General features: G+C 41.2%; 26 protein-coding genes, 1 tRNA gene and 1 pseudogene. 8 read left to right on the top strand and 20 right to left on the bottom strand.

Annotation, left to right across the window (positions count from 1 at the left end; translation table 11 throughout):
- Positions 1–15: 15 nt before the first annotated feature.
- Entirely contained in the window at positions 16–348 is a 333-nt protein-coding gene (locus tag V7K27_RS30750) for a XisI protein (RefSeq protein WP_334952335.1), read from the bottom strand.
- Entirely contained in the window at positions 336–752 is a 417-nt protein-coding gene (locus tag V7K27_RS30745) for an element excision factor XisH family protein (protein ID WP_334952334.1), read from the bottom strand. The genes V7K27_RS30750 and V7K27_RS30745 overlap by 13 nt, the downstream gene beginning before the upstream one ends.
- A 353-nt stretch (positions 753–1,105) precedes the next feature.
- On the opposite strand from V7K27_RS30745, the gene V7K27_RS30740 reads away from it, so the two are divergent.
- Together V7K27_RS30740 and V7K27_RS30735 are read left to right on the top strand one after the other, a co-directional pair.
- Positions 1,106–1,663 (top strand): hypothetical protein, encoded by a 558-nt coding sequence (locus V7K27_RS30740; protein WP_334952333.1) that lies wholly within the window; start codon positions 1,106–1,108, stop codon positions 1,661–1,663.
- Positions 1,664–1,742: 79 nt separating this feature from the next.
- On the top strand, positions 1,743–2,387 hold the full coding sequence (locus V7K27_RS30735; protein ID WP_334952332.1) for a DUF3318 domain-containing protein: 645 nt from the start codon (positions 1,743–1,745) through the stop codon (positions 2,385–2,387).
- Between the two features lie 314 nt (positions 2,388–2,701).
- Here V7K27_RS30735 and V7K27_RS30730 read toward each other — a convergent pair whose 3' ends face one another.
- A complete protein-coding gene (locus V7K27_RS30730; RefSeq protein WP_334952563.1) occupies positions 2,702–3,499 on the bottom strand; it encodes a 7-carboxy-7-deazaguanine synthase QueE in 798 nt (265 codons plus the stop codon).
- Positions 3,500–3,697: 198 nt separating this feature from the next.
- Between V7K27_RS30730 and V7K27_RS30725 the strand changes: the two genes are divergently transcribed.
- Positions 3,698–4,747 (top strand): sugar transferase, encoded by a 1,050-nt coding sequence (locus tag V7K27_RS30725; RefSeq protein ID WP_334952330.1) that lies wholly within the window; start codon positions 3,698–3,700, stop codon positions 4,745–4,747.
- Positions 4,748–5,010: 263 nt separating this feature from the next.
- Here the strand turns inward: V7K27_RS30725 and V7K27_RS30720 are convergent, their stop codons facing one another.
- A complete protein-coding gene (locus tag V7K27_RS30720; protein WP_334952329.1) occupies positions 5,011–5,190 on the bottom strand; it encodes a hypothetical protein in 180 nt (59 codons plus the stop codon).
- Positions 5,191–5,460: 270 nt separating this feature from the next.
- Positions 5,461–6,906 carry a YcjF family protein gene (locus V7K27_RS30715; RefSeq protein ID WP_334952328.1) on the bottom strand — a complete coding sequence of 482 codons (1,446 nt, stop codon included), beginning with the start codon at positions 6,904–6,906 and terminating at the stop codon, positions 5,461–5,463.
- Positions 6,907–7,152: 246 nt separating this feature from the next.
- Between V7K27_RS30715 and V7K27_RS30710 the strand changes: the two genes are divergently transcribed.
- Both V7K27_RS30710 and V7K27_RS30705 read left to right on the top strand, forming a co-directional pair.
- Positions 7,153–7,464 (top strand): hypothetical protein, encoded by a 312-nt coding sequence (locus tag V7K27_RS30710; protein WP_334952327.1) that lies wholly within the window; start codon positions 7,153–7,155, stop codon positions 7,462–7,464.
- 7 nt (positions 7,465–7,471) lie between these two features.
- Positions 7,472–7,849, top strand: coding sequence for a toxin-antitoxin system TumE family protein (locus V7K27_RS30705; protein WP_334952325.1), 378 nt, complete (start codon positions 7,472–7,474; stop codon positions 7,847–7,849).
- 269 nt (positions 7,850–8,118) lie between these two features.
- Here the strand turns inward: V7K27_RS30705 and V7K27_RS30700 are convergent, their stop codons facing one another.
- The 6 genes from V7K27_RS30700 to V7K27_RS30675 form a co-directional block, all read right to left on the bottom strand.
- Positions 8,119–8,589 carry a hypothetical protein gene (locus V7K27_RS30700; protein ID WP_334952324.1) on the bottom strand — a complete coding sequence of 157 codons (471 nt, stop codon included), beginning with the start codon at positions 8,587–8,589 and terminating at the stop codon, positions 8,119–8,121.
- A 201-nt stretch (positions 8,590–8,790) separates the two neighbouring features.
- Positions 8,791–8,867: transfer RNA gene (locus V7K27_RS30695), tRNA-Met, on the bottom strand.
- Positions 8,868–8,913: 46 nt separating this feature from the next.
- The gene (locus V7K27_RS30690) at positions 8,914–9,867 is read right to left on the bottom strand and encodes an asparaginase (RefSeq protein ID WP_334952323.1); all 954 of its coding nucleotides are present in this window, start codon (positions 9,865–9,867) and stop codon (positions 8,914–8,916) included.
- 80 nt (positions 9,868–9,947) lie between these two features.
- Complete coding sequence (locus V7K27_RS30685) at positions 9,948–10,448, bottom strand: CGLD27 family protein (protein WP_334952322.1); 501 nt, start codon at positions 10,446–10,448, stop codon at positions 9,948–9,950.
- The gene (gene rsfS, locus V7K27_RS30680) at positions 10,445–10,903 is read right to left on the bottom strand and encodes a ribosome silencing factor (RefSeq protein WP_334952321.1); all 459 of its coding nucleotides are present in this window, start codon (positions 10,901–10,903) and stop codon (positions 10,445–10,447) included. The genes V7K27_RS30685 and rsfS overlap by 4 nt, the downstream gene beginning before the upstream one ends.
- Positions 10,904–11,363: 460 nt before the next feature.
- Positions 11,364–12,635: a glycosyltransferase family 4 protein gene (locus tag V7K27_RS30675; protein WP_334952320.1), complete on the bottom strand. Its 1,272-nt coding sequence runs from the start codon at positions 12,633–12,635 to the stop codon at positions 11,364–11,366.
- A gap of 379 nt (positions 12,636–13,014) precedes the next feature.
- Here V7K27_RS30675 and V7K27_RS30670 point away from each other — a divergent pair.
- Positions 13,015–13,207, top strand: a pseudogene (locus tag V7K27_RS30670) (modification methylase NmeDIP); the annotation flags it as partial.
- Positions 13,208–13,344: 137 nt separating this feature from the next.
- Positions 13,345–14,244 (top strand): pentapeptide repeat-containing protein, encoded by a 900-nt coding sequence (locus V7K27_RS30665; RefSeq protein WP_334952319.1) that lies wholly within the window; start codon positions 13,345–13,347, stop codon positions 14,242–14,244.
- A gap of 331 nt (positions 14,245–14,575) precedes the next feature.
- On the opposite strand, the gene V7K27_RS30660 is transcribed toward V7K27_RS30665, so the two are convergent.
- The 4 genes from V7K27_RS30660 to deoC all read right to left on the bottom strand — a co-directional run bounded on the left by V7K27_RS30660 (position 14,576) and on the right by deoC (position 19,721).
- Complete coding sequence (locus V7K27_RS30660) at positions 14,576–15,724, bottom strand: glycosyltransferase family 4 protein (RefSeq protein WP_334952318.1); 1,149 nt, start codon at positions 15,722–15,724, stop codon at positions 14,576–14,578.
- 571 nt (positions 15,725–16,295) lie between these two features.
- The gene (locus tag V7K27_RS30655; RefSeq protein WP_334952562.1) at positions 16,296–17,948 is read right to left on the bottom strand and encodes an MFS transporter; all 1,653 of its coding nucleotides are present in this window, start codon (positions 17,946–17,948) and stop codon (positions 16,296–16,298) included.
- On the bottom strand, positions 17,935–18,921 hold the full coding sequence (gene recO, locus V7K27_RS30650) for a DNA repair protein RecO (protein ID WP_334952317.1): 987 nt from the start codon (positions 18,919–18,921) through the stop codon (positions 17,935–17,937). The genes V7K27_RS30655 and recO overlap by 14 nt, the downstream gene beginning before the upstream one ends.
- 119 nt (positions 18,922–19,040) lie before the next feature.
- Entirely contained in the window at positions 19,041–19,721 is a 681-nt protein-coding gene (deoC, locus tag V7K27_RS30645) for a deoxyribose-phosphate aldolase (protein WP_334952316.1), read from the bottom strand.
- A gap of 265 nt (positions 19,722–19,986) precedes the next feature.
- Here deoC and V7K27_RS30640 point away from each other — a divergent pair, with 265 nt between their 5' ends.
- Positions 19,987–20,862 carry a Cfr10I/Bse634I family restriction endonuclease gene (locus V7K27_RS30640; RefSeq protein WP_334952315.1) on the top strand — a complete coding sequence of 292 codons (876 nt, stop codon included), beginning with the start codon at positions 19,987–19,989 and terminating at the stop codon, positions 20,860–20,862.
- 16 nt (positions 20,863–20,878) lie between these two features.
- Here the strand turns inward: V7K27_RS30640 and V7K27_RS30635 are convergent, their stop codons facing one another.
- The 5 genes from V7K27_RS30635 to secG all read right to left on the bottom strand — a co-directional run bounded on the left by V7K27_RS30635 (position 20,879) and on the right by secG (position 24,022).
- Positions 20,879–22,072 carry a DNA cytosine methyltransferase gene (locus V7K27_RS30635; protein ID WP_334952314.1) on the bottom strand — a complete coding sequence of 398 codons (1,194 nt, stop codon included), beginning with the start codon at positions 22,070–22,072 and terminating at the stop codon, positions 20,879–20,881.
- Positions 22,073–22,240: 168 nt separating this feature from the next.
- Positions 22,241–22,477 (bottom strand): hypothetical protein, encoded by a 237-nt coding sequence (locus V7K27_RS30630; RefSeq protein ID WP_334952313.1) that lies wholly within the window; start codon positions 22,475–22,477, stop codon positions 22,241–22,243.
- Positions 22,474–22,905: a putative toxin-antitoxin system toxin component, PIN family gene (locus V7K27_RS30625; protein WP_334952312.1), complete on the bottom strand. Its 432-nt coding sequence runs from the start codon at positions 22,903–22,905 to the stop codon at positions 22,474–22,476. The genes V7K27_RS30630 and V7K27_RS30625 overlap by 4 nt, the downstream gene beginning before the upstream one ends.
- A 57-nt stretch (positions 22,906–22,962) precedes the next feature.
- Entirely contained in the window at positions 22,963–23,778 is an 816-nt protein-coding gene (locus tag V7K27_RS30620) for a peptidase (RefSeq protein WP_334952311.1), read from the bottom strand.
- A 10-nt stretch (positions 23,779–23,788) separates the two neighbouring features.
- Positions 23,789–24,022, bottom strand: coding sequence for a preprotein translocase subunit SecG (gene secG, locus V7K27_RS30615; RefSeq protein ID WP_334952310.1), 234 nt, complete (start codon positions 24,020–24,022; stop codon positions 23,789–23,791).
- Positions 24,023–24,151: the final 129 nt, after the last annotated feature.

The raw sequence follows: 24,151 nt of genomic DNA, 5'->3' as shown, positions 1-24,151 counted from the left end.
TTTTAATAAATTCAATTAACTAACAGCAAAATCTGTATATTTACGCACAGATGGTAACTGAAAACCTAAAACAATATCTTCTTTTGGGACACCTAATTCAACCAATTCATTAGCAATTCCTACCTCTGTTCCATCTTGCTGAATCCAGATTTTATCGTCAATAATATCTAGATGGAGAACAGGCCCATATATGCGGTCTTGATCACGCCAACCTACATAAACTAATTGATAATGATCCTGATCTGGATCAAAAATTGTCTGTGCTTGAATGCGATTATCCCAAACAGTGCTAGCGTGTTGTTGAAGCAAGTTCTTAATATATTGTCGATATTCGTCTAGCTTTGCCATTCTGATATCGCCTCCTGTTCAATATTATAAATTAGTAAACAGAGTTGATTAATTTTAATAACAGATTGGATAAATGGAAGTATAAAAAACTCATTGTAAACAGTACTAGGAACTGCTAAATATAAAGTGCGATTGGCTTCTTGTTTTTGTAAAGCAATTCGGTAAATGATAAATTGTCCTAATGCAGCATAAAGCTCTGTGATTTTTGATGGGTTCAGAAAACTTTTAATTTCAACCGCTATTTTTTGTCCTTGTTTTTCGGCTGCAATAACTTTTTCTGCTCCTAAATCAACATATAGCTCAAGGGTTCCCGCCTGGAGAGCATAAGGATCATGAGTGATTAACCACCCTTCTTTCTCAAGTGCTGTTTTGACAACTGTATGAAAAGCATCTTTAGCAGACACAGGTTTAATTCCAATTTATGGCGGTGCTTGATTTAAGAATTCCATTTCAACAATACATTGACAACCTAGCGAAACAACCATTTGAAGTGCGCTTCTTTAATAATGAGCAAAAGTCATAAAAGAAAATATCAGTCACAGCGCCGAACAATCATCTGTTTTTCCTGTCTTCAATGCCCAATGACGCCAGTCGCTCATGGGGGAAACCCCCAAGACCGCGCTGGCTCCCCAATCCCCCTTGCCCTAATTGCATACTTCTATGTGATGAGAAGTATCTACACCAACCCAAACAACTGTCACTAGCAGGTTAAACTAGGTCTGTTAACCAGCTGCTCCACGTTCCTTATGAGGCTTTTATGGGAGCTAACCTCAAACAGATTGCCAACTATTTAGATAACCTTGGTTGGGACTACCGTTTAGATGATGAAGAAGAACGAATTATAACAGGTGTGGAGGCTGATAACTTAGAAGATTTTCTAATAGTTGTCCAACTGGATGAAGAGGGAAAATTTTTTCGGGTATTTGCACCTCAAGTTCTGGCAGGAATCCAAGACCATCCTCACAAGGCAGCTATCCTACAGACAATGCTTGCCATTTCCTGGGAAACCAAAATGTTGCAATGGGAGTATGATCCATCAGATGGCGAAATCCGTGCCATTATTGAGTTCCCCTTGGAAGACTCGATTCTCACAGAAAGGCAATTCCACCGTTGTCTGAGTGGGTTAATTCAGATTGTGGATGGCATAGCGGTACCCCGCCTGAAAGAAGTTATGGACACAGGCATTGATCCGGGGAATATAGAACTTGGGGAAAGACTGTTACTCAGTATCCAAGAAGAAGCCCCTGGATTGCTAGATTTACTGGAAAAAGCAATGGAAGCGCGAAAAAAGCGAGGAAGTTTTAAGAGCGAGTGAGCCGGATCATCACTTAAATAGCTATACTCCAAAGTGATACCCTCACTATATACACTGAAATTTTCTGGGGCTGGATATTATGACATCATATGCAACCTCCTCTGCCAAAGCGGAAATGAGTGAACTTCGGCGGTTGAAAGGCTTACTACCGCCAGAATTGCAAAGCTGGGTCACGGTTGAAGGCACAACTGAGGTCAATCCACCCCTGGTTCGTTGCGAAGAAATTGGTAAAGACCAGGTAGAAATTCAAATTGACTTGGTGAAATGGGATGCCCTCGCAATGGATCAGCGTAATCTGCTGTTCTGGCATGAAGTTGCTCGCGTTCAAAATGACACAATTCCTAAAGATGGTTGGGAAATGGCAGCACTAGCCATCGGTTTAGGTGGTGCTGTAGGTGAATTATGGGTACAAGATGGATTGCTGCTGGTGTTAGCTTTGTCGCTGTGTGGTGTGTCAGGCTGGCGACTGTACCAAAAGAATAATGGGGAAAAGCAAATAAAAGAATTGCTCAATGCTGATGAGAAAGCGATCGCTTTGGCAACTCGTTTTGGTTATAGCCTCCCCAATGCCTACAAGAGTCTTGGTAGCGCCTTGAAAACCCTGATTGACAATACTCCTGGTAAGCGCCAACGGTCGAGATACGAAGCAAGGCTCTCCGCCCTCAAACGTAGTGCGAATAAGGCAAAAGCTAAATCCAAAACCACAGATGAGGACTCACTGTAGAAACCAGAAATTAGGTTGGGTGGGTATTGCCCACCCCATAAAATACCTAAATTAGTTTTAAACAGACTTGAAACGCCGCTTTAACTAGAACATACCCAAACCAAAAAGTATTAGTCCAGCCTTTGCCGTTCATTCTGGTACTTTTTTTTGGTGGCACAAATCCCTTCAGACTTTCACCTCAAACGTTTTCCTCATTCCCAGTCGGAGACTGGGAATGCCTACTGAGGGGGCTGCTGCCTCCCAGATTAGCAGCAGCCCAATGACCTCATAAAATCTTACTTTTTTCTTGATGACATCTTTGTAAAACTCAAATTTTACAACTGGTTCAGCATTTTATGTGTCTGGGGGATCACACGCACATGCTTGACAAACCGCTTCATTAAAGCCTGCCACGTCAAAACTTGATCGCTCGAAGGCGCAAGCACAGGGATTGGGGAAAATTGTTCAGATACTGCCAAAGGCGTAACAGGTTGTAAAAATACTGAGATATCTGGACTAACCTCCGCCACCAGCAAAGCTGAACGTTCCAACTCGGCGGGATCTGTGTTTTGAGACACAATTATCTTGACAAAAACATTTAAATATGAATCATGACATAATTGGAGAAATTTAGCATGTTCTTGCCAATGACTTTCCCCGCTAACACTGGGCAATTTGAAATCCATACCAACAGAGTCTAAGTAGGGGAGAATCATCGCTAGTTGTTCTGGGCGATGTCCGCCAGTTTCTAAGTATATAGGTAGACCTGTTATGGCTCTGACTTCGGGTAGAAACTGCGTTAAAAATGGGGCATGAAGAAGTGGTTCACCTCCCGTTAAGCTAATGCTATCGTGTAGACAAGGTAGATTTTGTCGTTCCACCCATTCCATTAATATTGGTAATGGGACAGGGTTAGAGTGGATTTCAAAGTCGCGCAATCCAGGCGATCGCTCTATCCGACAAGTCTCAGGTACATTCCAAGTCTGGGCACTATCACAAAAGTGACAGCGCAAATCACACAAAGCAAAACGAATAAAAATCTGACGTGTCCCTACATTCAGTCCTTCTCCTTGAATGGCAGAAAAGACCTCAATCAGGCGTGCAGTAGGTGTAACGGTAGTTTTAGCAATCATTTTGATCAAAACAACGCGATCGCGCTGCGTCGGCACAACAGCAAGGATGTTTTTTGGCTTCTTGTTCTATTGTGAATCGTCGCTAGCGATCTCCAATCTCAGCCCCGGTAAATAGCAATTAGTCCTTATTACTACTGATTCTGATATTAGATTAAGTAATTTTTTAGGACAAATAATGTTTGGCAGATTACATTATACATGGCAACGAAAGTGCAGAGCTTCATGACTAGCCAACCGACAGATGTCGATTTTCCAGTTAATTCCCTAAACGACACGGCTATAGTGCAGATGCCGACGCGGTTGAGCGTGCTGGAGGCTTTAGGCTTTAAGCAAACTTGCCAAGGCTTAATTCAGCCGAATTCACATCCTAAGCAAATCATCATTGACTTTCACCAAACTACTTTTATCGATAGTAGTGGTTTAGGTGCCCTGGTCAGTAATTTTAAATACGCCCAGGCGAAAGGGATTACATTCACGCTGCGGAATGTAACACCTCAAGTAATGGCAGTCCTAAAACTCACCGGATTGGATCAAGTTTTTCCCCTTGAGTCTGTGGACGATGGGTCGCTAATAGAACAAGAAGACTTAGTAGATAATCGGAAGACAACTTCCCGTAGAGTAGAACAGTTACCCACTACTCACCCTTCTGTGGCATCTTGGATGAAACGGTTATTAGACATTGTAGGATCAGTAATTGGTTTATTAATTACAGGAGTTTTGTTTATTCCGATTGCGATCGCTATTCAAATTAATGATCCTGGTCCCATTTTCTTTAGTCAAACCCGTTGTGGTTGGATGGGGAAGCAGTTTAAGATTTGGAAATTCCGCTCTATGTGTGTGGATGCGGAAGCGAAGAAATCCGAAGTTAAAAACCAAGTGCAAGGTGCTTTTTTCAAGAATGAGAATGACCCCAGAGTTACTAAGATCGGGCGCTTTTTACGGCGAACTAGTTTCGATGAACTACCCCAATTTTGGAACGTTCTCAAAGGAGAGATGAGTTTAGTAGGCACTCGACCACCTACACCCGATGAAGTGGAACGCTACGAAGTACCGGAGTGGCAACGTTTCGATGTTAAACCGGGTATGACTGGCGAATGGCAAGTAAATGGACGTTCTACAGTCCGTAGTTTTGAAGATGTAATTCGCCTGGATTTGCAGTATCAAAAAAATTGGAGTTTGGTGTACGATTTAAAGCTAATTTTCAAAACTATAGCTATTCTATTTAATAGAAACAGTGGCGCTGTTTAGCTAACTACTCTTATTCACAATTTTTTGTTAACTCGCAACTCTCACGATAATTGCTGGATACACCAAGCCTATTTTAGGCTTGGGTAAATTTTAGGTTTACCTATAGCAGCACGCAAGTGTTATCCTCTGCTTAGGAACGTGGATTAAATAAAATGCAAAACTTCACCCTGTATCTAGCTTCCCTCTCCTTTATAAGGAGAGGGATTGAGGGTGAGGTAAGCCAGGGACATAAATAAATTGTTTAATATATATATATTGTTTTGTTAAAACTCACCTGTCATTGTTTGATCCTCATTTTCTAACAAAGGATTACTGAATTGCTTTTCTACTAATTCTGTGAGAATTTGATTACAATATTTAGAAATTTCTGGGTATTTTTGTGCTATCCATGCCACAGATGTAATTCCTAATGGATCGCTAATATCTACACCCATTTTCATCATTTGTATAGTTTCTTCTATCGCTTCATATAGAACGGCTTGTAATTGAGGAAATTTCGTATCCCGGTATGCATATTTATGTACGGAAAGAACATCATCAAAAGTTAAACCATATTCTTTAATAGAATTAATATTTTCTGCTGAAGGAAGATATAAATATCCTCAAAACAGGAGTCGCAACGATTATCATATTTTTCAGCCTAATGCAAAGGCGCAAAGATGCTAAGAAAAACTCTGCGGCTCTGCGCTTTTGCGTGAACTTAACCCACAACCTTACTCAACACCAACTAGTTCTACCTGCTGTGCTTCTGGCAACAAACGCTTCATGCTTTGCTTAACAAACCCTTGCAAAAAACCAATCTGCTGATTTTGCCCAAACACCTTTTGCAAGGTTTGCCGCAAATTCTCCAAATTTAAACCAGTCCCAGAATCTATTGCTATTTCCTGCTGTTGGAAATATTCAACTAGACTTAACCCTGCTACTCTAGTCAGATAAGCTGCACTGACTCCCTGCACTAGGCCACCAGCAACAAAGGTAACGGCATTACTTTTCAGAACAGTACTAATCGCCTTTGTAGAAAGTTCAACTAAACCCAATTTCAGCATCAAACTTCCCATTGTTCCAGCTACAGTTTGCGCCTGTTCTAGGGAAAATTTCTGCTGATAGATATTACCCAAATCCATTACCATTTGAGCATTAATTGCCGCAGTCGCTAGAATATCAAGGGCTGGTACTGGGTTAGCAAAGGCAGCAGCAGCAGCTATCCATTGATATTGTTCAATAATTGGGGTGGCGCGATCGCATCTAGTTCCATTCAACCAGTTTTTCGCCTCAGCTTTCAACAACCCAGCTTTCCTCATGGTAGTTACCCAAACCAGCCGTTGTCCCTGCTGTGCCAAAATTTCACCCAACTGCTGGGTCAACTGCTGGATATCTGGTGCTGGTTGTTCCATCCACTCTTCCACTGAACCATCAGCCTCATGCTTTCGGACTTTCATGGGAATGGGAGAGGCCGCAGTTGCAACTACATTTCCCTGCATTCGCTGTTTCAATGACAGCAAGACGCTGGCGCTTTCATCGGCTAAATACTGGTCTTGTTTGTTGAAAACCAACATTGTGGGCTGATTTGTTGCCTTTAGCTGCTGTAAGGTTTGAAATTCTGAGTCTGTCAAATCACCGTTTGTCAGGAATAGAACAAAATCAGATTTTGCTACTTCTGCTAAAACAGCTGCATCTGAATTCTCAGTCGCTTCTCTAAACAAAGGTGCTGTCTCTTGTAAAGACACCAAACTTCGTGTCTCGACATTTGGCTTTAGCACTTGAATCAAAGTGCTTTTACCCACGGATTTACCGCCAGTCACAGCCACTTTAATTTCTTGTCTGTCTAATTCCAACAACAATTGGGCAACTTGTTCTCTGAGTGTCTCTAACGCCTGATGGTTTTCTGCTTCTTGTGCTAGTTGGTTAATTACAGTTTCAGATTTAGCGATCGCACTTTCCACAGTCGCCCGATCAACGAGCATACCATCTAGCTGCTCTAAACTGTTTTTCGGGCGATTTTGTTGGAATAACCACAAACCCCCACCAACCGCTAAAGCACTCAACAAACCAAACTCACCCACCTGCACTATAGAATCGTGCCAACTGTCCAACATCCACAGGGAAAAGGACAGTCCCAATCCTCCCACTAAAATTGGTCGCTGCAACTTCACAACCATTATTCTCCGCGCTTTTTGGATGGCTATATCTTCCAGAATAGATCAAAAATCTGCTTCTCCGAATTTAACAGGCGATCGAACACAACTTTCTTTACCTACAGATGCCTGTAAAATTAACTCCCAACCATCACTATGATCAGTAGGTCAAGCTAATTCAACATAAAATGCTACAACTCTACGCAAATCTTTACTAAGCTAACATTGAGTTATTATCCCAAGAGTCTAAGATTTACAGGAAAAATAAATATGAATACAAAACTGGTTGAATGTATAGCGCAGATTATTTTGTCCTTATCTGAAGAAGAACGCCAACTTTTAGAAACAAAAATTACTGCCGCAACGCCATCTTTGAAAGTTCCTCAGTCAATTCAGAAAGATATATTAGACTTAGAAAATCGCTTAAAAATATTTGAAGCACAATATAATATGTCATCAAGCAGTTTTTACCAGCAATTTCAAGCTGGGAAATTAGAGGATGTAATGGACTTTTTTGAGTGGAGTGTATTCTATGAAATGTGGGATAATACACAGAAACAATTAGCACCCACTCAGAGTTAATTTCCTGATGGAACTCCAGGATTATATTAGTAGGGTCAAAACAAAACTGAATAGAAGTTCAGTAGTGTATGCAGTTGTGATTATTGATCAAAGAACTTTAGTGAATCGGGGTTACTTTCGCGCCAGATTAACTTTAAAGAACGGTGATTTTCTGGAAATTGCTGAGTCTTTTACTATCATAGAAGGACGTTTTGTTACCCTTGGTTATCGTTATCAATGGATGGATGAAACCAAGGAAAAATTGAGAAAGCGTTGGGATAACGTAAAGCATTTTCCCGACTTACCTAACTTCCCGCACCATGTCCATATTACCGATGAATCCAACGTAGAACCAAGTCAATGCCTGAATATTCTAGAATTAATTGACTTGATTAAAAACCTCTAGCTTAGGAAGCTATGGACGACTTCTCTAACTAGAGTCAGCTAATGTTTGAGATCAATAAAATTAACAATTAAATTCGGTATAAAACCTCATTAATTGGTTAATTAAACAACCTCACCAAAGTCATAAGTAGTTAGGAGTAAATAAATTAAAGTTTGTAGTAAGGACTTTAGTCCTGATAATCCTTGTTTTGAGCAATGAATCGCTCACTACGAACTAGGATTTTATTTTATGAATTATGCCTACCTACTTAGAGCCATCACAAAATATAATTAGAGCTTATCTTTAATCTCTTTCCAGACATGGATAACACCTTCAATCCAGCCTTGGGTATAAATTTCAGATTCAAAGTAGTCCTCTTCTATTTCATATCTTGCAAACTTAAAATGCTCGACCCACATCATTACAGTTGGTTCATTTTTAATTCCAGGAATTGACTCCTCTATATCCCCTCCCTCACCAATATACTTAAGTGTTAGATAATCTAGTTTCTCGGTTGCGTCTATTAACCCATCTTTGAAACCAGTTTGCTTCCACTTAGCACTAGCTTCCTGTTTCTGTTTTCGCAACCTTGTGATCGCTTTTTCCATTGCTGGAATATCCGTCCTTACCTTAATTTCCTCAATCTGAACTGCTAAATCAATCGCTTGTTGACATACACCAGAAATGTTAAGGCTCTCCTTAAACATCTGCAAACGCTCGTGAAGATTATCGGGAAGTGTGATTGTGATTCGTTGAGCCATATTCATACATACCAGCTTAAACAGTACATACTAAATATATTAGTATGTACTGAATTAAATAGTCAATACTAATCCCATATTTATTTTTTAATAAATACTAATTTTGCAAGTCAAGTATTTACTGCTATCTTTAAGAATCTTTAAACGCTACCTAAAGCAAAACCCCGGAATCTTTTCAAATTCCGGGGTTTTGTTTTAATTTGGTGGCGGGAAGTGGATTTGAACCACTGACCTTCGGGTTATGAGCCCGACGAGCTACCAGGCTGCTCTATCCCGCGTCGCTCTTGACTTTTCTAGCATAACCTAAAGTCAAGAGTTTGGCAACTACAAAAATGATAATTCTCCAATTACTTCTAAACGCTTGTATTTTCCCAAGGTGACAAACTTTTCTGAGAGGCTTTGTGCGGCACTGGGACTAATCCAACCCATTTGCTGGAGTAAGTGAATAGCAACCGCATGTTTTGCCCGTTTTGCCCCATCCATGACTTTGATTGCCAATCCCATACCTTCACCGAGTCTACCAATGCACTGCACTCCTTCTGCACCAGCTTTGCTCACTAGTTCTCCTGGAGCTAAACGCATCAGTTCGGTATCAAATTCTCCATCTCCTGCTACCATCGCGGGGTGATGAGTCATAGCACGGACAATGCGCTCCAGATCCAAATTTGTACTAGAGGCTAACAGCGCATACAAAGATGCCATGTGACCGAGTTGCATCAGATAAGTTGGTGCGCCACAGTCATCATGAGCGCTGATAAACTCCTCAGCTGGCATTCGCAGTAACTCTGCTACTTTGCCCAAAATTAATTGCTGTATTGGGTGCTTGCGTTCCAAGTAGTTATTCAAGGGCCAATGGCGTTGCTGACAAACGGCTAACATTCCTGCATGTTTACCAGAGCAATTGTATTCCAAGGTACTCCGCTTGCCTTCAGGAATTGGACATTGGAGTAGAGTTGGGTCAAGATCAGCCCGCCAAAGGATGTTAAATACTTGTCGGACTTGCTCTATTGTTCCTTTGTGGGAACTCGTGATAATTGCTAAGTCGCGATCGCTGAGATTATAGCGTTCTAGTGTACCTGTGGTGGTGACTGCGAGTGCCTGAAATGGTTTCAGGGCTGAACGGATAAATGCAGCAGTTTCAGAATTTCCGGCAACGGTTAGAACCCGTCCTCGTTCGTCGCATACAACAGCTTGGACTATATGCCTGGATTCAATAATACCTTCCCGCAGCAGCCGGACTTCCAGTGCTGCGGCTTGAGTTCGTTTTCCCATTGTCATGGGTTAATATTTATTACCTTTTTTAATTAATTGGTCATTGGTCATTAGTCCTTAGCTAATGACTAATGACCAATGACTCTTTAAAACAAATGCCAAACCATAGTACCAGTAACGTACATTCCCGCCAAGCCAGCAAAGGTAAATTGTAACCGCCGCAGAATCGGTTTGATTTCGTATGCAACAATTAAGCGATCGCGGTTGAGGAGATCCTGTGGCTTTGTCCAAGTTTGACCATCATACCAGCCTGACTCTTCATAAAATACTGTGGGACTGCAAAGGCGATCGCACACGTAGAACCAGCCTAAGTATAACCTTACCAGTGCTAGCACTACCCCGACACTCGCTCCGGCTCCAGCACAGAGGATAAAATGTGCAATATACTTGTGAGGAGGAAAACTTGCCGCAGCTATCGGCGCTGCTAAGAGCCAAGATAAACCCCAAATCCAAACAATTTTCGTGATATACTCGCGCCAATTTAGAGTGCTATCACGAAAAAGCCAGGAAGTTTTTAACTCTTCGTATTCATTGAGCGGTTGTTGGTCTGTAGGAACTGGGCAATTTGAAACCGAAGACCTAATCATGTTGGCTTACCTTCACCCTCATCAGATTCTGGAAGGGAAATACGCTCTGCATGAATCCAGAACGCTTCTAAATTATAAAACTCCCGTTCCTTGGGCGTCATGATGTGAACGATCACATCACCGTAGTCTTGTAGTACCCAACTCCCCTCGGCTTTTCCTTCTGTCCTTAAGGGACGCCGTTGCAACTCAGTTTCGACTTTTCCTTCAATTGCTTGAGCGATCGCCCTTACTTGTACCCTAGAATAGCCAGTCATGATCACAAAGTAATCAGCTAGGTAGGATACCTCTGCTACTTTGAGCAATACAATCTCACCTGCTTTGCGGTCTGATGCCGCTTCTGCGATCGTTGCAGCTAATTTTCCGCTCGCTTCTTCGGTTTGGGCGTAGCTCTTGACCACACTCTTCGTCAGTGGGACAGATTGTAATGGGAAATTTCCTTGGAAATAATCAGTCATTAAACCTCAGGTGCTTTCTTTTGAAACAATTGTTTACATTTACTGACAAACAACAAACAATTGATCTGAAAATGTGTCAATAGGTTTTTTTGAATACTAACAAAAAAACAGGTGTCTATGGGGCTAGTACCGCAAGGCGGAATTCAAAATTCACTCATTCAAAATTCAAACAGGTATACAGCGTAAGCATTTTATTCATTTGGAATGGGTGGTTTATTTACGCCGTGCTGTGCTAATTTGATAATTGGCTGTTTAAATTTCGACATCGCCAATCAGCAGTCGCAAATGTTATTGTGCAGCCATAAATCAATCAACTAATTACCCACGAATTGAATGAAGTGAAGCCGTGGGATTTTTAGTCTCAAAATCTCTTACTACCTAGATTTGACGGTATAATTGCCATTTTTATATACGCAATTATACCTAAATTTAGGCATAGGATGTAACTCTGCTGTGGAGATTAAACTTCTTGTTTTGTAACTATTGTGGACTGAATTGCTCCACGATTTGCCGTCAATGAGTAACACAACGACTCATACTGATTTAAAGCTTGCTCAAAAGCATAGTGTTCAACGGCATATTGGCGACTTTTATAACCCAGAGTTTTGACCTTTTCGGGGTTTTGGTACAAATCTAAAATTGCCATTGCTAAAGCTTGGGGATCTTCTGGAGGAACGATCACTCCGCCGCCACTTTGTCTGATGGCTTTTGCTGCTGTACCATTGTCAGGGACAGAGGCAATTAAAGCCCGACCACTGGCAAGTAGCACTTGAATTTTTGACGGCATATTGAAGGATACAATATTTTTCTTTTGGACTACCAAGCCAACATCGGCAGCTGCCAACATTTGTGGCAAAGATTTGCGGGGTTGAAATGGTAGTAGTAAAACATTATCTGCGCCGCAGTCTAGACATTCCTGTTGCAATCGCTGTAAACCTTTTGCCTCTCCAACGATCGCAAAAACAATATCTGGGATATGGCGCAACAAAGAAGCAGCTTTAACGACGCTTTCTAAGCCTTGGGTTAGGGCAATGTTACCAGAATAAAGTACTACAAATTTCCCATTCAGATTATGTGCTACGCGGAAAGGGTTATCTTCTTTAGGCAAAGGGCGGATAAAATTTACATCAACCCAGTTGGGAATTTGCACAATTTTGTCAGCTTCTACGCCCTTAGAGCGCAAATTGTCCACAAACCCATCGGCGATGACGCTAATTTTGCTGGCACTATGGTAGGCAAATTTTTCTAATAATCTAAACAACTGGATGAGCAATTTATTTTTCAATAGACCGACATGGACGGCTGCTTCTGGTAATATATCTTGTAGATTTAAGATCACAGGACAAGCACGTAACCATCCTAAAAGAGCAACTGGTACACAACTTGGCAAGGATGGCGATGTTGAGAGAATAACATCTGGACGCCAACCGATGAGGGCGGGTACAAAACTAGTGACAACGAAACTAGCATCTAGTAATACTCGATCTAATAGGTTGGGTTGTGGACGAATCCAAACGTAACTGCGTTGAATTTGAACGCCATTTTTGTATTCGTTGAGATACCACTTGCCCCGATATTCCTGGTAAATTTGACGCTCAGGGTAGTTTGGCATAGCGGTGACTACGCGCACTTCATGCCCACGCTTCACTAGTCCCTCTGCTAGTTCAGTCATCAGTGGGGCAATACCAATTGGCTCTGGATAGTAGTTGTAGGAGTAAATTAAAATTCGCATATAAATTAGTCCGAAGTATCCCGGTTTTTTATTTAATGACAAATATTTGTCTTAAACATGATTTGGAGCTTGGAAACTCCTATATCTAATTGTGGCTTCAGACTGTTTTTATGTCAGGTATTTTCCTTAAAGATTGAGTAAATTTTGATATTAAATACTTAGAGAAGCTGTGAATTTTTTTGACTATTTAAGCAGCATTTCAAATGTACATTTCTGATTGGTACGTAAGTAGAAACTCTAAGTCTTACAATATTAATTAAGACTGTTTGACAAGAGAGCGGTTATCGATTAGATGAAAACACCAAAGTCCTTGCTGTAAAATCATTTCAGCAAAGTTTTTGTGTCTCACTCAACTGCACACCGCTATAGTGGTTATTGAATGAGCGATCGCTCTTGTATTTTCTTCTTTTTTGCTGGTTCAGGATTCCTAGATTTAGGTTTTGAAACTATTATGTGAATGAAATTTTTTCCTCATTCATGGCATGGCTGCATACCGCTATTCACAACAGGTTATCAATCTACCGTTGCCAGAATACGGCTATGATGATGGAGGTATATCCCAGATAGAGAAAGAATTATTCTCATTGGTTTCCGAAATAATTTTATCAAGGATATACGAATATAAGTTGGTAATCAAAAGTTACTAACTAAGGTATATTTTCCTTGGAAAAATCATATTTTACGTATTGCTTGATGCGAGGGTTAAATTATGGAAAGCGAAGAATTTTTCCAGCGATATGATGCTGGAGAGCGGGACTTTAGCGGTGTTGATTTGAGAAGAGTTATGAATTTCCATTACAGAGTACCCATCTTTAGGGATGCCATACTCAAAGGTGCGAATCTGAGTGGAATCACTAGATATCGTATTGATTTCAGTGGAGCCGACTTGAGTAACGCCTGTTTGGAAGGAACCGACATCGAGTACGCCAACTTGAGGCGAACTAACTTGAGTGGTGCTAATTTGAGGAATGCTAATTTGGCTGAAACCGACCTCAGTTTTGCTGACTTGAGAGGTGCTGATATGACTGGAGTTGATCTGAGTCGCGCCAACCTGACTGATGCCAACTTGCTGGGGGCTAACTGGAGTTCCATTATTCAAGAAGGAACCCTTTTCTGTAATACCACTATGCCAGATGGGAGTATTTATAGCGATCGCACCAGGGTAATTAAGGTTGAGGAATTGCTGCAACGTTATGCCAGTGGGGAGAGAAAGTTTTACGACATAGTTATCCATCGCGCCAACCTCGAAGGATCTGATTTGCGCGACATTGAACTGGGTGGAGCTATCTTGAGTCACGCTAACTTGAGGGGAGCTAACTTGGAACGGGCTAATTTGAATTACATCAATTTCTGGGGTGCTAACTTGAGTCAAACCAATCTCTTTCTTACTGAAATGAATCATGCTGACTTGAGGGACACCGACTTGAGAGGTGCTGACTTGGGAGGCGCTCAGATGGTCGCTGTTAACTTGAGTGGCGCTAACTTGGAAGGAGCTAATTGGGAGGATGCTTGGCTCTTGGATGCCATATTGTGGAACACTATCTGTCCCAATGGGGAAGTCGTTGTTGAACGCTGTTCCATTGGTGGTGAACGCCGAAGTCTCTGTTAAAACAGGTATATATTCTTCACTGGCTAGAAGAGAGGCTGTGGGTCGTCGTTTCAAAGCATTCCTAATATTTTCATTACGAATATTAGATAAGAAGTTAAAACTATCACCGCTTGTTCCCTGAGCATTAAGAATATTTTCAAGTTCCCAAAGTTCTATTCGCCAAGTATCGGGATTTCGCCACAGTTCTGTGCTGATTATTGGAGCAAGGTTAAAACCTAATATAATACTGATGAAGAAAAGCTAAACTGCACCTGATGCATCTGGAGAACAGGGATAAGCGTAAAAATCCGTAGGCGCAGCCCAACCTAGACATCGCACTTCTTCTCTTTCCCTACGCTCTACGACTTAGTGGTAGAGGTCGCTGTGCTAAAACTTCTTTATAAAGTTCTTCCAGTAGAGTAATATTTTTACTAAGGGTATAGCGTTCTAATACGCGCTGTCTGGCTTTTTGCCCCAGTAAGGTTGTTAACTCTGGATGGTCTTGGAACACTGGCAAGAGGGTTCTTAATTGCGATCGCGCTGTTTTTGTATTAATAACTACACCTGCGCCCTTTTCCAATACTTCTCCATCTGCACCCACATCTGTTGCTAAACAAGCTAGCCCACACGCCATTGCTTCTAACAGAGATAGGGACAAACCCTCTACCAATGAAGGTAAAACAAATACATCTGCGCCCCGCAAAATTTCGATGCGTCGGTCTTCATCGGCGACAAATCCCAACCAGATAATGCCGTATTCTGAACCAAAAAACGGCTCTAAAGAAGACTTCAAAGGACCGTCGCCAACAATCAATAACTTAGTACCAGGTTCCATTGCAGACTGCTTCCAAGCCCGGAGGAGGGCTTCGACATTTTTCTCTGGGGCTATGCGACCTTGATAGACAAACAAGCGTTCGGCTTTAAATTCTGTTTTGACTTGAGAAAGTCCTGGAGAATACTTAGCGGTATCAACACCGTTGGGAATTACGGCAATATTTTCTTTCCTCACACCCATCCCTGCCAATAATTCTCGCTGAATCTGGGAAAATACAATCACGCGATCGTAGTTAACTAAAAAAGGTGCGTAGAGCTGATAAGCCAAAAGTTGTGTTCCCGATATCAGCTTTGCCCCCTTGCCAGCAAAGGGTGTGTGAAAAGTGGCAATTAGGGGCAACCTCAGTTCCTCACAGATTTCCGGTAGAAAAAAGTCTAGAGGAGATAGCGTCAAGGAAGCATGGACTATATCTGGCTTGATTTTCCGCAGCGAATCGGTTAAAACTTTGGTCGCTTTAAAGGTGGGAATTGTGTAAACCTGGGACTTGTAAATGAAAGGCAGGGAAACCTCTCGAAGATTTGGCCAGTTGTCAGGTTCAGACTCTTCTTGGGCGAAGTGAAGAAAGCTAACTTGATGTCCCCTATCTAGCAAGGCATTTGTAATTTCTCGACTGTAGGTGACATTGCCGCAAAAGGGCGATTTTTTTCCAATCCAGGCTATACGCATTCTTTATTTAGCTGTAAGAAAAGCGGGTTTGATATATTACTTGTGTATTTTTTGTGATTTTTATTTTATCTAGCTATACTTGCTGGTTTTTTTAGTTATTACAGATTCCCACCACGATGTAGTTTAAAAAGCCTATTTAAAGCTGATTAAACCAGTGGATTTATGGATTTATTTATTTTACTTATAAGCTGTTAGTTTCTGATATTTAAACAACTTATTCTGACTAATGTCAGACTGATATCCCGCAAGTATGTGATAAATTTTCACTGACGACAGTTTACCATGAACACAAAAGCTTTAAGGAAATTAGTAATTACTTCCAGGTAATGAATAATAACTAACTACTTAAGTAGGTCGGCGCAATTAAAGCTAACTGGTGAAGGCTGTCATTTGTCCTTTGTCCTTTGTCATTTGTACTGACTTGTACTGAGCGGCGTCGAAGTAGCGACGCGTTGCCCTGAGCTTTGCCGTTCGTGCAGCGTCTCGTAGAGAAGGGTCGAAGTATTGGTCATTAGTAAGGGCTTTAAGCCTATTTACGTTTCGTAACATACTTGGGTTTTTTCGCGCCAACTTACTTGTGTGAGTTATACCAAGTTAATATCCCTCCTGAAAAGACGATCGCTGCTAATCCCAAAAAAACTACCTGTAATCCCAGAAAGGTTTCTGCTACACCAGCTAAGGCCAAAGGTAAGGAGAGGGCAATATTAATTACATTGTTCTGCAAGCCAAAAACTTTACCACGCATTTCTGGAGGTGTTTCTGTTTGGATCGCAGTTTGCATGGGAATTCCCACTAACGCTCCAAAGATACCTAATAGCGCCACCAGTAACAAGACTAGCCACAGTTGGGTTGTAAATACTGATAGACCAATCAGGGATGCTGTCATACCCATAGAACCATACAGACTTAGTTGGGTATAGGAGAAGCGTTGACCAAATTGACCGAGAATTGTCGCTCCCGCAGCGATACCAACACCGCCGGCTGCTAGTAAAAAGCCGAACTGGGAGGCTTTCATGTTGGGAATTATTTCTGCCATGCGAACGGCTAGAACAGTTAATGCTGCAAAGACAGAAAACAAGATAATCAGCTGAAGCAAAGCATTACGGATGCGATGATTTGCGTTGAGGTAGGCAAAACCATCCCGCAAGTCAGAGAATACGTGAGGGAATTCTGTATCGGGGTCGTGGTGTTTTTCCTTAGTTGCCAGGAGGAATAAAATTAGTCCAGCGATCGCATAACTGCCACCTACCAAAAGTTCTTTACCTAAACTACCATTACCACCAATTTGCAGCCAAAGTCCATCAGCGATCGCTAACAACGGTTCGCCAACGGCAAACCCCACAATCACCGATGCCATCATCGTTGTCGTGTAAAGCGAATTTGCCGAGAGTAAATGCTGTTCTTCTACGATCAAAGGAATTGCCGCCTGTTCTGCCGGGGCAAAAAACTGCGTCAGTGTGGAAACTAAAAAAGTTACGCCCAGGATGATTATAAAACCTACTGGCATCACTCCTATGGGTTTCCAATCATGAGTTAACCACAGCAGGAAGGGAATTGATAAAACCAGGATGCCGCGCCAAACATTCGTTGCCACCAGCACAGCTTTTTTCGACCAGCGATCGACATACACGCCAGCAACGGAACCAAACAATACGGCTGGAATAGTAAAAGCCATCATCAGGACTGATACCCAACCACTAATACTCTGATTGCTTGCTTGAAACTGAGTATTAATCAAGGCAATCATCAGCACCAAATAAACTTTATCTGCTAGTTGGGAAAAAACTTGACCGCCCCAAAGAGCCAGGAAATTAGGGTTTTTTAATACAGGCAAAAACCCCTGCTGTGTTACATTCCCTATAATTGCTTCTCCACCTGAACCAGACCCATCTAATTTCGGTGGTTCTTTTTCTGGGAAAGTAGCTGCTGGCAAACTCTGCCCGTTGCGAGTGCCGTTGCTATCTACCTCAGCAACGGTTAATTTGTCCTCAGATTGTGTTTCCGATTGACTTGGAACATCAGTTTTTGGGATCTCCTCTGTCCAACTTTGATCGTTTTGAGAAACGTCTTTTTGAGACATTTCTTGGCCATTTATTTCACTAGGTGTAGACTTGGAAACGGCACTCAAGTGATTCTTAACTGTAGGATCTAATTCCCTATTCTGTTTTTTGACGAGGCTTGGTGACAAAGGTAGGATCTTTTTATCCAAATCAGACGGTTGCATCATGGTTGGCAGCAAAATAAGAGTCGATCAAGGTAGCAGAGCGAATAGGGCGACCTAATTGATACTGAGCATACTGGCGCAAAATCTGCTCAACAGATAACCAGTGATGATCTCTAGCACCATCAATTTGCATTATCTCTGGTTGTGACAGATGTTGAAGCAAAGCTAGTTCCATAGCACCCAGACGACTAGAAATCACAGGTATTTCTTGCCGATGCACAACAACTGTTTGGGCATTGGGGAGCCAGTGCGTTGCGGAGGTTCCCTCCGTTGAAGCAACTGGCGTCATTGGGAATGGGGCATGGGGCATTGGGTATTGGTCTCTCGCCATCTCCCTCATCTCCCTCATCTCCCTCATCTCCCTCATCTCCCTGTCCCCCTCTGTTCGTAAACGTTTCCAAGCTTCTAAGCAAACCGTTCCACCCGCAGGGATACTAAATCCTACCTGCCAGTTGGGGTCTGTAAAGTCTGGTTTGAGGGGACGCTCAGATAAGCAGCAAACTTGCACTTGCGGCGTCAGTCCTGCTAAAGCTAAAAGGTGAAACACCCCATGAGCCAGATGAGCCAAAACCCCAGATGGATTTGCACTAGACACAGCCTCCAACCGATGGAGATGTTCATTGAACAACTCATAAAGTTCTTCTTGGGGTTGTTCGCTTAAAGCTTGACACAGGACTATTTCTGCTAAATACTGACTGGCAGCCAATTTTCCCAAATCTTTAGCTAAACCAGGATAAGTTTTTAACGTCTGTGCTTGAGTAATTTTATCAAGCGATCGCCCTTTGGCAATCAATAGTTCATTCACAACGAACATCCCACTCCTACCGCCCAGGCTGGAGTTGTGCTTACGTGCCCCTGGAGCCACTGCTCGAATTAGACCGAATTCGCGTGTCAAAATCGTCACTATTTTATCCGATTCTCCCAACGCCTGGGCTTTAAGATTAATACCACTTGCTTTGTAGGTTCTACTCATTAGTTCTTAAGTCATTAGTCACTAGTTATTAGTAGTTATTAGTCATTAGTTATTGGTCAAGGGTCATTAGCTTAGGACAAATGACAAATGACAAATGACAAATGACAAAGGACAAATGACTATTCACCCTTCCCCAGGTTATCGCGCTGGCGGAGCAAATCGATGCCGCGAGATGTACCTAATCTAGTAGCACCCGCTACGATTAAATCTAAAGCTTGATTGATAGTGCGGATACCACCCGAAGCTTTAATTCCCACCCTTTCTTTGGCCAATTCCTTCAAAAATCGCACATCTGCCACTGTTGCACCACCATTCAAACCTGTACTAGTTTTTAAGAATGCCGCTCCCGCCTCCATAGCTATTTCAGCAGCTATTTTTTTCTCCGCATCTGTCAACAGGTTGGTTTCCAAAATTACCTTGACAGTTTGCCCAGTCTCTTCACAAATTTCGGCAAGTTCTCGGTGAACTTCTTCAGTTTTACCAGCTTTCAACCAGCCCAAGTTCATTACCACATCCAATTCAGTAGCCCCACTATCCGCCGCTTCTTGAGCCTCATATAGTTTCACTGCTGAAGTCGTCGCGCCAGATGGAAAACCAATCACCGTACAGACTTTCGGGTTCTTGCCGTGGAGGAGTTCGACTGCTTGTTTGACATAGGCGGGGTATAAGCAAACCGCCGCAAAATTGAATCTGTATGCTTCTTCACACCACTGCTGAACCTGCTCTGGAGTAGCCGTTGGCGTTAACAGGGCGTGATCGATAAATGGCGCAATATCAATGTCTGGATAGTCTGCTGCCATCGTGTCTTCTGCCAGTAATTGATTATTAAACTTTATAAAAAATTAAAACATTTCTTATATATGTATTAAACCATATTTATTACTAGTTTATCCTGAAGACAAACTGCTGACTTGTCTTGGATGTCGGCTTTGTAAATATCCCGTAATTATTATAAGTATTTAAGTTGACATTAAGCAGTACTAAGGTTATGAAGGGAAAATATTCTTGCCAAGAATCTTTATCTGCCAGAAATTCTCCCCTCACCTTATCTGAAAAAGCAAGAAAATGCTTAATGACACGGTATGGTTTACAGAAATATCAAATGGTAAATTTCGTATCAATAGCAGAGCTATATACAGAAATTTATCTTCTGAGATAGTGACTAAACTAGCTCAAAACTTATCGGTTAGTGAAATTTTAGACTGGATCAAAAACGAAACAATTAAAGCTTTTAGAGAAAAGTACTCACTAAATCCCCAAGTCGGTGCTCTCAACAAGGCGATAGGAGGATGGAACGAGTTAATAGCAACTAGCTTATTGTCTGAAATTATCTTGGATATTAACGAAGGCACTGGAGTATGTGTTGCGGCTTTTTCTATGCCTAATTCAAAATTACAACTAGAAGGAATCGATGAAGCATATTCAAATTTTTTAAACTTATTTACCAAAGAGAATTTTGCTAATGTAAATAATGCTTTATCAAAAATTAAACCTTTTAAAGACAAAATTTTTATGCCTAGTCCCGACTATATTATAGTTGTTATTGAAAATCAGGTAATTGCACCCATGATTAACTCGCTTTTACAGCAACAGGCAATAAATCCAGATAGTTTAGTACTCTATAATTTTTTCAAGGGAAAACTACATATAGAAGAAGTTAAAGCAGCAGTTTCTCTCAAAACTTCAAATCGTCCAGATCGACGTTATCAACCTTTGTTTGAAGCAGCTATGATTAAAGCTATTGCTTATGTATTACAGCAAAATTGGAAATATTACATGGTTGTTAGTGAGCTAACTCCTGCTGATAGAAAAATATTTAGTACAGCAATTGCTCCTCATGGTGTGGCACTAGAACACACTTTTTATCTGGTAGATGGTACATACCCATACACTAGAAAAGCAGATTTAATGCCGTTAGTTGCAGCGGCTATTGAACATTAGTTAGTTCTGTAGCAATTTAATTAAAAGTCAATGGTAACTCCAATTGTTTGATTTCATCTTCAGAATGGTATTCTTTAGTTACTAAGAAATCAAAAATAGTTTTAGCTAACGCCTTCGATGCCAAGTATGGTACACCATTACCAATAGTTTTAAACATATTCGTGAGGGACATATTCTCTGGAAGTACAAAGTTTGCAGGCAAAGATTGGATAGCTAAAGCTTCCGCTACAGATATTCGGCGGATTTTGTAGGGATGCAAATGTACTTCATTATTTCCATAGCAAGCTGTCGGAGAGTAACGCCATCTGTGAAGACGCTTAAAAGACTTTTTAGAATCATCTCCTTCATCAATAGCAGCAAATCTTGTGATACCTGCCCTTGGTTGAAAACAGTTTTCAGCATTGGGATGCTTCAGCACATTATTTTTTCTAAACCAGTATTCTACGGTAAGTTCTTGAGGGATACCATCAGGACAAAGCATTATGGAATTTTCTTGGAATGGTTCGGACTCACGCCAAGGGTAAGCAAAAACCTTTTCTTGAGGATATAAAATGTGATTGTCCCAAGGAAAATTTATCTCAGTTAATAACTTTTCACTACCGAGTTTTATTCCTATATCCTTGATAAAATTATTTCGGAAACCAATGAGAATAATTCTTTCTCTATCCTGGGGTACACCATATTCGATAGCATTAATTAACCGCTCTGTTAATATATAGCCTGTTTTCTGTAATTGTTGCTTGAGAGATTCAAAAAATAAACGGTGTTTTGTCGTCTTCCATAAACCCTTAACGTTCTCAAATAAAAAGAAATCGGGAAGATTGCGGCAAATTAATTCAACATAAGAAGCAGAAAGCTTGCCATTATCTCCTAAACGTCCTCTATTTTTACCACCAATAGAAAAATCAGGACAGGGAGGACCGCCGATGAAACCAATTATATTATGAGATTTGCGGCAGTCTTTGACTAATTCTTGAAGGTGTTGTGCTTGTAATCCTTGAGTAAGTTTGGTTATGTCTCCTGCTTCGCCATGATGATATCCGTATTCTGGCAACGGTAGATTGAGAACCTGCCGTGAATAGCGGTATGCTGCCATGAATGGAGAAAAAATTTCATTGACATAAACAATATTAAAACCGCTGGTTTCAAAACCTAAATCTAGGAATCCTGAACCAGCAAAAAACGAGAAGATACAAGGGCGATCGCTCATTCAATGACTAGTATTGTGAAATAGTCCATCAATATCATAAGGCTTAAGGATTTATACTTACACATTAATCAGAAATCAACACTTAAGAAATAGTAAAAATAATCATTCCAAAATTACCTTGACAGTTTGCCCAGTCTCTTCACAAATTTCGCCAATTTCTCGGTAAACCTAGAATTTATCATATTCCTCTGGTTCTACATTAGGCACTTTATTCAAAACTTGCTGGAATTTTTGCCAATTACCGCTTTTGGCTTTTTCTTCTAAATAGTCTTTGGTCATCCATGCGGAAACTTGTGCAGATAAGGCAATGGTTGCAAGTTGTTCAATGGAAATATTTTCTCTAGCTGCTAAAGCTTCAATTTGTTTATATAAAGATTCGGGTAGCTGTACATTTAAGTTAGTCATGGGATTTCTCCTACTATTTGCAAGAATTCTTTGGGTGAAACTACCCTCAGTCCAAATTTTTGTGCGTCTTGTAAATCTTTTTGATTGTAAGTGATGATAAAGTCGGCTTGACATTCAACAGCTAAATCGATGAGAAAATCATCATCAGGGTCGCGTGCTATTGGCCGCCATAAATAGAAAATACTACATCTATTAGCGATTCTACAAATAGCTTCAATAACTTTGTCAATATCTTCATCGCTCAATCTAAGCTGCTCTTTTTCTCGTTTGAGAATTTCTTCATACTCGAAGACTAAGGTGGTAGAGACATTTAACTGCCAACGCCTATCATTAAGAATTGTTAATAGTTTGTAAGATGCACCACGGTTAGATCGTAAACCACTAAGCAGTACATTAGTATCAAGTTCAAGTTGGTACGCATTTGTCATTATTTCGCTATTAGTAGCATTTTTACCGTAGTGACCAGCTTGTAGTTTACCTATCGATCAATTCATCTTTGAATTATCTACTAAAGACCATCCCAAAGTGGTTGGCTGTTCATAAACCCGCTTTAGGGTATTCACATCTCTTTTAGAAATAGGCGACGGGTTACGAACTTGGGAAAAGTATAAAGCATCAGTTTGTAGCGGACTATGACCCCAAATTCCCAGCGCGTGACCGAATTCATGGCGGGCTGCGGCTTGGATATACTCACCTGTTTGACTGGGACTTAGCAAGATGGTGAAGCGGTGGGATAAAACATTGTTGCTGGTGTATAACTCGTAAGTAGTTTGTGCCGATCGCGCACGGGATATATTACTACCAGGGGAAATTTGTAGAGGTGGCGCTTTTCGCACAATCGTAATATCAGCAATTTCTGCCTGTTCGACTACTGTTAAAGGTAAATAACTACTCCACTCCTGTACGCCCTGCAAGACACTGTTAACCCATGCTTGAGCTTGTTTTTCGCTGACGGCTTTTGGTGATTCTACGTAAACTCGAACCGGAAATTGTGACCAGACTAAATAACCAACTTGGGTTGTTCTGACTTGGGAAAAGTAGTCACCACTGTTAGTGCTATCTTGCCACCGTGCGAGTGTGGGCGGTAAGGGATGGGGTTTTGGCGAAGATGAGGTGGGGAGAGAAATTATTAAGTCTGAATATACATATTTTGGAATTTTTGTAAACCCATCACTCGACTGGAGATTAGTAAGAATGATTAACAGCCCTGTGCCAATAAATAAGGCAAGGGCTGTAATTAACTGCCGTGAAATTAAATTTATTAAGGTGTTAAGTATTGGGTGTTCGGTTCTTCTCCCCATTTACCTATCCTTATTTAGGGAGCCAACCAGCACTTAAAACTACTGTTAAACCGAGAAAAATTACTGTCAATGCCCAAGTAATTCGGTTTAAGGTGTTTTCTGCACTTTTGGCGCTGCTAAATAGCTGGGCTTGTCCGCCAATGGCCCCAATGCCATCACCTTTGGGGCTATGCAGTAAAACTAAGATAATCAAACCAGTGGCGGAAAATGCCCAAATGCCTTCAACGATATTAGTAGCTATCATGGTAGGAATCTCATTTATAAAAAGTTTCAAAAAACAGAATTCAGGAGTCAGAATTCAGGAGTCAGAATTCAGGAGTCAGAATTCAGGAGTCAGAATTCAGGAGTCAGAATTCAGGAGTCAGAATTCAGG

It is taken from the genome of Nostoc sp. (assembly GCF_036919575.1).
Taxonomy (GTDB): Bacteria; Cyanobacteriota; Cyanobacteriia; order Cyanobacteriales; family Nostocaceae; genus Nostoc.
This window is presented reverse-complemented; position numbering and strand designations above follow the sequence as displayed.